Source organism: Candidatus Neomarinimicrobiota bacterium (assembly GCA_021157965.1).
Classification (GTDB): Bacteria; Fidelibacterota; Fidelibacteria; order Fidelibacterales; family Fidelibacteraceae; genus Fidelibacter.
Window position 1 is genome coordinate 37,859 of sequence record JAGGVO010000037.1, and the last position, 12,060, is coordinate 49,918.

The window sequence follows — 12,060 nt, forward strand, 5'->3', positions numbered from 1 at the left end:
TTATTCAAGAATTATTTCAGGATTGTCATCTTATGGGCCTTTTGATAATCATTGACCTTCACGCGGTAGATATAGATACCGCTGGCGAGGTTGCCGATATGGAAATTGAAATCATGGTAACCGGCATCCAGTTCACCACTGTAGATTTCTTTCACCATGCGGCCTGAGATATCATACAGGACCAGTTTCACCATTCCGGCTTCCGGCAGAGCCAGCGGAATGGTTGTTGTGGGATTGAAGGGGTTCGGATAGTTCTGACCCAGTTCATATACATCGGGAATGAGGTTATCTACAATACCAACGTAGACTTCGTTGTTGTACCAGTAGGTCACGACATTATTCACGGAATCACCGACTGTATATACCCGATTGGGGCCGCCGCCCGGAAATTCGGATGTATCCCAGTTTCCGTTGATACGGAACTTGAATTCATGGGTTGAGAACTGTTTCAATGGAATGACAGCCGTATAAATCGTATCGGCATTGGGATCATTCATCTTTGTTCCTTCCCAATTATTGAAAGACCCGGCAATGTCGACAAAATCATTCTCAATACTGAAATCACCGGCTTCAACATATTTCTTCATATTGACATTGAAAGAAACATCAATAAGCCGACGTTCCATGAATTCATCCACATAGAGTGTGACATCCGTATCTTCACTGCATCTCATGTGAATTCCTTCAATCAGGACTGTCTTTCCTTCGATTTCACCATTACCGGTAATCCAGCCTTCAGCTTCATCATTGAGCAGGTCAAATGTGACGATCTGCCAATCATCTTCAGACAGTGTGACGGTTTGCCACGGCCCCTGTTCATATCCTGTATCCTTAACAGAAAGGCGGATATCAACATTGGCATTTGTCCCTTTGACCATGAGCATGATTTTGGCATCTGCCCGGGCTGTGTACTTCAACTGATGATAGAGTCTTACATACCAGCCGCCATCCTTATCAGGATCATCAAGCAGAGTCAACTTACCGGATTTTTCACCTCTGAAGGCTTCTTCGTCGGAAACGGCGAAGGTAGACGTTGTCAGAATACCATAGGTTGATCCTGAACCTGTCGGTGCCCAGAATGTACCTGTATTGGCTTCAAAGGTTTCAATGATATGTTCAGTATCTTCAGGATGGTTTTCACTGAAGGGAATCAGAACTTCATTCGCGTCAGTTGTATCGCTGATTGTCATAGGTTCGGCAGCATCATCAGCCGCTGCGGCAACACCATTGTAAGCCAAGGATACTAAATGATCCTCTGCCAGGTTGGCATTCAGCATGATTGCATTGGGAGCAATGGAATCCATAGATGTCGGATCGATTGCCGTTCCTGAATCCCAGTCAATCAGTTTGTAATTGGCAACATTCATCACAATGGGCATATTGAATTCGGCATAGTATGTTGGTACGCCGTCAACAAGGACCACATCGTCAAATTTGACTTCCGGTGGTGCCTTGAATTCAAATGTCACCGTCACAGTGTCACTGATGGTAGTGTTACCGAGTACATCGACAGCTTTTACATACGCTTCATACGTTCCGTTCATATCCCAGGGTCTGTCTTCGGGTATGGGCAGATAGTAGAGTGTATCTATTGTAATCATTGCTTCTTCCGGACCGTCCGGTGAAATTATGATTTCATAAGTAACGGTGTCACCTGCATCGGTGTCCGTCGCTTCAGTCCAGTTGAAGAACAATGTTTTAACAGTCTTTCCATCTATGGTTACATCGACAAAGGCCGGATCATCCAGAGAGGTAATCGTATCACCGTCTACCGGATTCAGGACAAAGAAAGGAGCCGGAGCCTGATTGTCAATGAAATCTTCTCTGTAACGCGGCATAACCTGCGGTACATTATACTCGCCGACAACACCAATCAGATCCAACGGCCATTGATTGGGTTCCGGTGAACCGTCAATGTTACCATCTTTATCGATACGTAAAGCAAATTCATTGCTGTCCGCATCCATCAGGGTAATGGTAGCATCACTGCCTTCTTCAGGCCAGGCAAAACCGGCGGTTGTATCCACATCCTCCAGTTTGATCAACATGCCCTGATACTGACGGCTGTCCAGATCGGGAACGGTAATGAGCATCGGTTCTACAGGATTATTCTCACTGAGAACAATGTAATTTTCATTCGTGCTCTGAATCTGAACCAGTCCCTTATATGTGGAACGTTCACCAATCACCAGAATTTCATCGCCTTCCTTGACGATGCCGTCATTGATGAAATCCCAGTCATACAATGAGATTCCGGCATTATCATCCTGAATAAAAATCGGCGCACCGATTGTAGCACAGGTGACAACACCCTTTGTAGCCGCCATCTCTCCGTCCGGTATGGCTTTTGCCTCGGCAATCGTGGAGATCTGATCCAATTCCGGTATAAAATCATTTGTGAATGTATAAGAATCCACATAGACCGTATCGGCTCCACCACCACCCTGTCCGGCAATAAAGAGAGTCCCGGATGCATTGACAGCATAACCAATCACAGTGAATGTTGTGAATTCATCGTCAGACACACAGGAAACCTGATATGTCTGATCGCCAAGTCCATCAACACCGAAATAGAGGTACTGATTGTCATACTGACTGAAAGAACCAATGGTTTTCACCGTTGCCGTAGCTTTAAAGAAGGTATTCACTTCTGCTTTCACGTCACGGCGGGCATCAAAAGTCCAACCTCCATCTCTCAGGAACAGCATGCTATCAACGTATGCCCTGCTGGTCCAGCCACTGTTGTCGGAGCGCCAGTTGGCGATATCCGAATCATCATTGAAGTCTTCGGCAATGTCATACTGTCCCGGTACAACCGGAGTGTTTTTAACAGTATAGTAAGCAATTCCATTATTGCTGACCATATGGGCAATATGCAAATCACCTTCAGTTTCTTCATACATATACGCTGCGGCAGTTGCATTCAGATTGGCATTCCATGAACCGGTTAACGAGCCACTTGCATACAGGTAAGGATCGCTCACAACCGATACTTCCCAAACCTGAACCTGGTTAGATATTCCGTCAACATTACCACCTGCAAGGGCGACCAGTTTTTCGCCGGTAGAGAGTTCAAGATAATTAATATGATGATATGCTGAAGATACAACAGCCGAAGACAGTGTTCCGAGGACTGTGCCGGTAGAAGTAATCAAAGAAGCAGCTTCTCCGGAGCCATTAACCCAGAGATTACCGTCCGGCGTAGGAGCTATACCTCCGTCAGCCGTACCGGCAGCAACGGGAATGGGTGTCCCCAGTGTATAATTAATACCATCGCTTGTTGTAAAAACTTCAATGACGGTATTTGCTGCACCACTGGCATAAATAACGGTATTTTCAGCAGATCCTTTGATTCCGAAAGAATCACCGATCCGATTTGTTACTGCACCCTGAAAAGCTACAGTTGGCGCAGATGTTTCATCGGCCCAGCGATAGATTTTAAAATCTCCGCCGTTTGCCAGGTTACACGCGTATATTATACCAGTTGTATCAACTGCAACATTGGTCAAAACAATGCCATAATATCCGTCGGTAACACCCGTCATATCCAGCTTGCCCAGTGAATCACCGGTTGCAGGATCCAAAATATAAATATTGGCTCCTCCGGTTCTGCTTGGGACATAGATTTTTGATCCGTCGGGCGCCATAGCCATGCCGCGCGTATTATTATCATTAGCAAAAAATGAATAAGTATCGGCTCCAATTTCCCATCTGGTGGTCAAAGCGATTGGGGCCGGAGCGACCCAGACACGTGATCCCAGATAGCGGAATGTATCTTTCGGATACACAATCCACTCGGAATCATCGGCATCGGTCCCGGCAGAGCTTGTCCAGTCCGGATTACCCGTTGTAACAGTCTCTTTACGAACCAGTGTATGGTCTTTTGTAGCATTTGTCACGCCGGCAACATCCCAGCCATCGCCCGGATCTGCTTCCCAGTCTCCGATTCTGTCCAGCACAACATAGCTGTCTTCCGTCCCGTATGCCAGTGCAAATCCATCATCACCATTACTCAGATAGTTATGCGTCATATCTGCAACAGCCAGGATGGCAGGGTCTGCATCTGGATGAGCAATAACATAGACGTCTCCGGGAGCAATTGTAGCTCCATCGGGGAAGGTGTTCCAATATTCATGCTCACCGGGAGTCGTCGGAGCATTACTGACATTCGGGAAAGCAAAATCATCCAGACATATTACTTCATTCGTGTTATTGTAAATTTCCAGTGCTTTGTTATAGCCGCTTCCCTCAATATATTCCGAGAAGTAAACATTGGGAGGTATAAACTCAATGGCGACTGCCAGCGCTGGGGTTGATGTCCCCATGTTACCCACAAAAATTTCATTGTATCCGTCTCCGTCCAGATCATTGGCATATTGGAGAGGCATAATACCGTCAAAATTTTCGTTGGTTATGGGTTCAACCTCAACCCAGTTCGTGGAATCGGTGGGATCGCCACCTTTGAATTCCCAGTTGTAAATGGTGGATCCGCCGTTGGCAGAATAGTAGTTCATGCGACCATTGCCGTCAAGATCACCAAAACTCTGCCCGAATCCGCCACTGGAACCCATCAGTCCTATACGATGAACATTAATCGTGTCCACCAGGGCTGACAAATCGGTCCCTTCCGGACAGGTCACAACATTAAAAGCTCCTGCGTCATAGAGAGACACATAGACTTCGTCACGGCCGTCTTCATCCAGATCGGCAACCCGGAAATCATAAAAAGCAAAATCATCTCTCCGATCCAGGTCGGTCTGCACGTAGGCTTGGGGGGTATAGGTATCCGGTCCGTTGGCTTCCACGATGAATAGTGCCCCGTGATCCCAGACGGAAAAAAGAGCCTCGAGATTTCCATCGCCATCCATATCACCGACGACAGGACCGTAAGCTGAGCCGCCAAAACCCAGGGATTCACTGGTTTTTCCATGCTCAAACTCAACAGTAAAAACCGCATCACCGGCAGCAAAAGTACCTGAAGTGATCGAACCAATGTAAACATTGTCGAAAGTACTTGTACCGTTATTACCAACGAGTAATTCCTGTACACCATCCCGGTCCACATCTTCAACATACATACTTTCTGATAACCAGCGGTTTCCTGTAATGTCATCAACCTGGATATGAAAACCGGAAAGAAGCGAATCACCGGTGGAATCCCATTCGTACACCCAAATACCTGCTATAGCAGGGTTAGTGCCGTTTACATTCACAAGCAATTCATTGGCGCCGTTTCCGTCCAGGTCACCCCATTTGGCATCTCTGACAGTCCCTGCACCCAGGGCAAAGGCATCAGATTCGCCAATGAGTTGAACCGTATTATCTGCTATGACCTCATAGACGTATGCTTTACCACCGCCACCGTCGTACGTCGCCAAAATGACTTCGTATACGCCGTTTCCGTTGATATCACTTCCGACCCATAAATCGCGGACCTGGGATCCGGCATTATCTCCAATAGTAAAACCATCATCAATAGATAATGCAAAATCCGCATCCTGCATGGGTTTCGGAAGAAGCAACACGTCTCCTTCGAGGTTAGCTTCTGCCGCATATCCAACAACGACAAAAGCCAACAAGAGAAATAGCAATTTTCTCATGAGACTTCTCCTTCTTCTTTGGATTGTTTATAGATTATACTTATCAAACATGAGCCATATTGAAAGTACCGAATGAAATCAATATTTTCACCCATCATGGCTGCATTTTCTCCTCTTGAGAATATTGTATGTTTATTATTCATGTGTTTAATAATAACTCTTATGAAAATCAAATTCAAGGAATAAGATATTAAGTTTTTCGTTTCTCTTTCTTTGCTGCGGGAAATAAAATGTTATTTAAAATAAGCCGGTATCCGGGATCATTCTTATACAGATCAAGATTTGTAGGCGGATCTCCCACAAAATGGCGGTAATCTGCCGGGTCGTGTCCTCCTAAATAGGTAAATGTTCCCTTACCCGCATTCCCGTGGATGTATTTGACACGTTTGGTTTCCGGTGTATCTCCCATCACAAGCACATGCTTTTTTATCAGATCCCGGTTGAAATTGCTGGTCTGTCCCATAAATCCCCGAATCAGGGATTCATGATTCTGGGTGAGCATAGTGGGAACAGGATCCCATTTGGCTGAAAACTCAAAAAGAGAGAAATAATCCGTATTCATGTTGATGGCATAGGGATCATATCCCGGCGGAATATCAATATTTGAAAATTCGTAGATATTCGGGTCCGTGATGATGGTGAAATTTTCAAAAGCAAAAGTATAATCAAAATCCAGTTTCCCTTCATAATTTTCATCAACCCCGTCTCCATCGAAGACCGGCGGGACAATATCCGTTCTATGAGCTGCCAGGGCAATTTCATAACTGTCCGTCGCTGCACACATGGCAAATAAAAATCCTCCCTCCAGAACATAACTGCGAATTTTTTCCGCCACAGCCAGTTTCAAATCCGACACTTTGGAAAAACCCAGGTCCGCCGCAATACGTTCCTGAGTCTGGACTTCCTGAATATACCAGGCGGCATTCTTATATGAACGGTAAAATTTTCCGTATTGGCCCGTGAAATCCTCATGATGCAGATGCAGCCAGTCATAATCTGCCAGCCGCCCCTGTAATATTTCCGAATCATACAGCTTATCATAGGGTATCTCAGCATACGTAAGGGCCAGGGTGACCGCATCATCCCAGGGCATGGTATTGGGTGGGGTATAGACAGCGATTTTGGGCGCTACCTCCAGTTTGATGATATCCATGTTTTCGTTTTCAATCTCCTGTTCCATGTGCTTGTTTTGGCCATCACTTAAAATTTCATACCGAACCCCCCTGATGACACACTCTTCCCTGATTGACGGGATATCTTCCGTCCTGAAAGAACCTCCCCGGTAATTCAGCAACCAATCCCCTTCCCTGCCCATTTCCAGGACCCAATACATAATGCCGTATGCTTTCAAATGGTTTGTTTGGGTATTATCCATCGGAATCAGCAAAACAGATGCCTGCAAAAAGTCAATCCAGAGTAAACAAAAGATAACAAACCCAAAAATTTTTTTTATTGTAAGCCTCATATCTTTTTATTCATTTTTAAAATGTACTAAATTCTGTAACGAATGAACAGCAGATCAATCACAAAAATGCTATGAAAAAGACAATGATTCCCGGTATTGTATTCCTTCTGTTAATGTGGATATCTACGGTATATGGTGAAATCCCTGTTATTACTGTCAGTATTCCTCCACAGGCATTCTTTATTCACCAAATTGCGGGTACGGACCGTTTTGATGTGAATATTCTGATCCCAAATGGCCAGTCTCCGGCCGTATATTCTCCCAAACCTTCACAAATGATGCGAGTGAACCGGTCTGATGCCTTTTTCCTTATCGGGCATCCTGCCTTTCTTTTTGAAGCAAAACACATATTCCCTCATGTAAACAGTAATAAGGAAATCCCTGTTTTTAATTTGTATCAGGAAGCCCGGAAAGTATCTTACCCCACAGATGATCACGACCCCCATCTTTGGATGTCTCCTATCCTGATGACAAAAATTCTGGATGATTTAACACGTTTTCTCAATGAATTTTATCCGGAGGACTCCCTCCTGTTCAGTGAAAATGCAAAATATCTCTCGGAGAGGATCACTGCACTTCAGGACAGCATACAGAATCTGATCCGGGAAAGACAGATAAAGGAATTCTTCATCTATCATCCTTCCTGGGGATATTTTTCCCGGGATTTTAATCTGACACAGATTGCTATAGAATCTCAGGGACACGAACCGGGGCCTGGACATTTAATGCGAATTGCCCGCCAGGTTCACGACCATGATCATAAAAAGATTATTGTACAGAAAGGATTTAATCAAAAGAGTGCTGAAGCGCTGGCTCACGAAACGGGGGCCGGACTGGTGGAAGCAGATCCATTGGCTTATGACTGGCTGGAAAGCATCAGAACGATGACGACAATTCTGGTAAAACCTTGATGAAAAATACAAATACTGTCATTGAAATTCGCAATGTCTCTTTCGGATATCATCAGAATAATCTGATCTTGAAAAATATCAGCTTCAATATTACATCTCATGATTATTTGGTGATTATTGGTCCGAATGGCGGAGGGAAAACAACTCTCTTAAGGCTGATAGCGGGTCTGCTGACCCCTGCCAAGGGTAAAATTATCTATTACCCCTCTTCATTGAAGAAAAAAATCGGGTATGTTCCCCAGTTTTCCAACTTCGATCAGAATGTTCCCCTCCGGGTTTTAGATGTGATAAAAATGGGGAATTTGAAGAAATACTGCTTTTTACGCCCGTCCCGGGGCTATTCGGACAGAGAACCTATTGAGCTGGCAAAGCAATTAAAACTGGATTCCCTCCTGAACAAGCCGGTCAGCGAACTTTCAGGCGGGCAAATGCAACGGGTTCTTATTGCCCGGGCTATCATCGGGAATCCGGGCATTTTACTTTTTGATGAACCGACAGCATCCATCGATTCTGAATCCAGACAGATTTTCCAGTCTGTAATTCATGAATTGAACAAACGTATCCCCATTGTCATGGTCACTCATGATGCGTCGGCCATTGCTCAGGAAGTGAAACATATTGCCTGTATAAACCAAGAACTTTATATCCATGATGTAGGAAAAGTATCAGAGGAAACGCTGGAAAAAGTTTATGGATGTCCTGTTGACCTCATCGCTCACGGAGTACCACACCGTGTTCTAAAATCACATAACGGACATGAATGATGGGACTTGATATTTTTGCATATGATTTCATGAAAAACGCCATGATTGCCGGTTTCCTGGCCAGCCTTATGTGTGGTGTTATGGGTACCTTTGTGGTAACAAAGCGTCTTGTATTTATCAGCGGAGGAATCAGTCATGCTGCCTTTGGTGGTATTGGACTTTTCTTCATGCTTGGACTCAGTCCCATTTTAGGAGCTTATACTGTCGCTGTCCTTGCCTCTCTGATACTCGGTTATTACAAACCTTCAAAAATAAATTCACAGGATGCCTATATCGGTATTTTATGGTCTGTAGGAATGGCAGCAGGTATTTTAATGATCAGTCTCTCGTCCAAATCCTATACCCCTAATTTGATGTCTTATCTTTTTGGTAATATTTTAATGGTCCGTTCACAGGATCTGGTTTGGATGTCGGTTTTGACGGTTACAGTTCTGGTGATTATTTTTGGCTTCTTTAAATATTTTTTGTCCATCGCATTTGATGAAGAATTTTCACAGCTTCAGGATATCCCTGTCCGCCTTTTCCGGATGATTCTCTTCGTTTTGACAGGGTTGACGATTGTAACACTGATTCAGGTCGTGGGGATTATTCTCGTCATTGCCTTATTAACAATTCCCCCGCTGTTGAGCATGATTTTCTTCAATGATTTTAAGCTTGTACTTCTCTTTTCCGTCCTGTTCGGCATCCTCCTGACCCAAAGTGGAATCATCCTGTCGTTCTATCTGGACCTATCCGCAGGTCCTGTGATTATCCTCTTGGGCGCGCTGGTTCTGTTTGTAAGTTATCTTTTGAAAAAAAACAAAAAAACGGCATGATGAAACGATATATCTGTCACAAATTATGCTTTATTTTAATCAAAGGAATACTTGAATAAATGTAGGAAAATTCAATGAAAGAATTCGATATCAACACACCTCCTGATAAGGATAAGCAGGGGTTGCTCCTTGTTTCGGATATCATTCCGGATAATCTGAACATATTACCGCTTTACAGCCGCCCGGTTTTTCCCGGCATTACCCTTCCCATTACTTTCAACGGGGAATCTCATGCAGAGGAAATTCGCTATGCCATCGAGAAAGACAGTAATTTTCTTGGAGTTTCCCTTGTTAAAAATAGTGAACAACAAAAAAACGGGGTATTCCGTCTTCATGAAACCGGATCTATTCTAAAAATCATTAAAATCATCCATATCGCGGATGATTCGGCCCATTTAATCGTCCAGGCCATTTCCCGTTTTAAAAAGGTCCGTGAGATACGTCATCCCGACTTCACCCGGTGGACTGTAACTCCCATTCGGGATGACGATAGCGAATTATCGGATACCCTTAAGGCTTATACACTGTCTGTCATGACAAATGTGAAAGAACTCATCTCTTTAAATCCGTTAATGAAAGAACAACTCAAGATAGTCCTGTCACAAATCAGTTATGAAAAACCGGGGCTGGTTATGGATTTGATTGCCCAGATGTTGTCGGCAGACGCATCGGAACTGCAGGAAATTCTTGAAACCTATGATTTAAACCGACGAGCGGAAAAACTCCTTCTGCTTTTGCGAAAAGAAATTGAACTGGCTCAGCTTCAGGAAAAAATACAGAAACAGATTGATGAGAAAATCAACAGACAGCAAAAAGAGTTTTTTCTGAGAGAGCAACTGAAAGCCATTAAGAAAGAGCTCGGCCTGGAGAAAGACGACAAGACGGCAGAAATTGAAAAAATTGAAAAAAAAATAAAATCTCTGACACTGCCGGCAGAAACCCTTCAGGTAATTCAGGAGGAATTGGACAAGCTTCGCATTCTGGAGCCTGCTTCGGCAGAATTTCACGTAACCCGTACATATCTTACTACCCTTACAGAACTGCCCTGGGGTCTTTACAGCCGGGATAATATGGATATTAAAAAAGCACGGGAGATTTTAGACAAGGAGCATTTTGGCCTTGAAGATGTAAAACAACGCATTTTGGAAGTCATCAGCACCATCATAAAAAGGGGTCGTGTTGCAGGATCTATTCTGTGCCTGGTCGGCCCTCCCGGCGTGGGTAAAACCTCTGTGGGTCGTTCCATCGCCAATGCTTTGAACCGGAAATTTTACCGATTCAGTGTAGGAGGAATGCGGGACGAAGCGGAAATTAAGGGACACAGACGTACCTATATCGGGGCCATGCCGGGAAAAATCATTCAGAGCCTGAAACGCACCGGAACCTCCAATCCTGTTATTATGCTGGATGAAATCGATAAGATCGGCATCAGTTATCAGGGAGATCCGGCTTCTGCCCTACTGGAAGTTTTGGATCCTGAACAAAATCAGTCTTTCCTGGATCATTACCTGGATGTCCGGTACGATTTATCCAACATCCTTTTCATTACCACAGCCAATCAGCTTGACACCATCCCATCTCCGTTGCTGGACCGAATGGAGATCATCAAACTGCCGGGATATATCCTGGAAGATAAAGTGGAAATCGCCAAGAAATTTCTCATTCCAAAACAACGGAAAGAACACGGTTTGCTTACGAAAGATGTTTCTATCAGTGACGGAGCCATTAAACGGATTGCCGGTCAATACGCCCGGGAAGCCGGTGTGAGAAATCTGGAAAATCAAATAAAAAAAATTATGCGACAAACCACGCTCCTGCAGACAGAAAAAGGGATACATAAAGTTCGGGTAAATCAGAAAAACCTTGAAGAATTTCTTGGAAAGCCGATTTATAAGACAGAACAACTTTATACAAGACAAAAGCCTGGTATTGTTCTGGGGCTGGCCTGGACCCCTCTGGGTGGAACAACCCTCTACGTGGAGGCCTCATCTGTCATGAGCAAATCCGCAGGATTCCAACAGACCGGTCAATTGGGGAAAGTCATGCAGGAATCCTCCCATATCGCTTATTCCTATGTGAGATCTTATATAGACAAACATCACCACGAAAAATCCGTCAAAACTTTCTTCCGTGAAAATCACATTCATCTCCATGTCCCTGCCGGAGCCACTCCCAAAGATGGTCCCTCCGCCGGGATTACCATGGCTTTAGCCCTTTATTCCCTGGCTTTAAATAAAGCTGTCAGGCGGGATATTGCCATGACAGGAGAACTTTCTCTGACTGGTAAGATCCTGCCTATTGGCGGCGTTAAGGAAAAAACCATTGCAGCCAGACGGGTGGGAATCCGGGAACTGATTCTGCCATCTGAAAACCGTCCTGATTATGAAGACCTGAATCCTAAAATCACGGAAGGCATTGATAAGGTTCATTTTGTGGATTACTTTGAAGAAGTGATTCCCATCGCCTTTCCCGACTTACAAAAAGAATGATTTTCCTTCTTCTCGT

6 protein-coding genes are annotated in these 12,060 nt (G+C 44.4%); 4 read left to right on the forward strand and 2 right to left on the reverse strand.

Annotated elements, in window-relative coordinates:
• Positions 1–11: 11 nt before the first annotated feature.
• Together J7K63_04730 and J7K63_04735 are read right to left on the reverse strand one after the other, a co-directional pair.
• Positions 12–5,600, reverse strand: coding sequence for a T9SS type A sorting domain-containing protein (locus J7K63_04730; GenBank protein ID MCD6234328.1), 5,589 nt, complete (start codon positions 5,598–5,600; stop codon positions 12–14).
• Positions 5,601–5,790: 190 nt separating this feature from the next.
• Entirely contained in the window at positions 5,791–7,053 is a 1,263-nt protein-coding gene (locus J7K63_04735; protein ID MCD6234329.1) for an asparagine synthetase B, read from the reverse strand.
• Positions 7,054–7,136: 83 nt separating this feature from the next.
• On the opposite strand from J7K63_04735, the gene J7K63_04740 reads away from it, so the two are divergent.
• From J7K63_04740 to lon, 4 genes are all read left to right on the forward strand, one after another.
• Positions 7,137–7,976 (forward strand): zinc ABC transporter substrate-binding protein, encoded by an 840-nt coding sequence (locus J7K63_04740; GenBank protein MCD6234330.1) that lies wholly within the window; start codon positions 7,137–7,139, stop codon positions 7,974–7,976.
• On the forward strand, positions 7,976–8,740 hold the full coding sequence (locus J7K63_04745) for a metal ABC transporter ATP-binding protein (protein MCD6234331.1): 765 nt from the start codon (positions 7,976–7,978) through the stop codon (positions 8,738–8,740). The genes J7K63_04740 and J7K63_04745 overlap by 1 nt, the downstream gene beginning before the upstream one ends.
• Entirely contained in the window at positions 8,737–9,555 is an 819-nt protein-coding gene (locus J7K63_04750) for a metal ABC transporter permease (GenBank protein MCD6234332.1), read from the forward strand. The genes J7K63_04745 and J7K63_04750 overlap by 4 nt, the downstream gene beginning before the upstream one ends.
• Positions 9,556–9,629: 74 nt before the next feature.
• Positions 9,630–12,044, forward strand: coding sequence for an endopeptidase La (lon, locus tag J7K63_04755; protein ID MCD6234333.1), 2,415 nt, complete (start codon positions 9,630–9,632; stop codon positions 12,042–12,044).
• Positions 12,045–12,060 lie beyond the last annotated feature (16 nt).

Coding starts and splice junctions, on each gene's coding strand:
- J7K63_04730 (MCD6234328.1), bottom strand. CDS start 5,600: ATGAGAAAATTGCTATTTCTCTTGTTGGCTTTTGTCGTTGTTGGATAT.
- lon (MCD6234333.1), top strand. CDS start 9,630: ATGAAAGAATTCGATATCAACACACCTCCTGATAAGGATAAGCAGGGG.
- J7K63_04740 (MCD6234330.1), top strand. CDS start 7,137: ATGAAAAAGACAATGATTCCCGGTATTGTATTCCTTCTGTTAATGTGG.
- J7K63_04745 (MCD6234331.1), top strand. CDS start 7,976: ATGAAAAATACAAATACTGTCATTGAAATTCGCAATGTCTCTTTCGGA.
- J7K63_04750 (MCD6234332.1), top strand. CDS start 8,737: ATGATGGGACTTGATATTTTTGCATATGATTTCATGAAAAACGCCATG.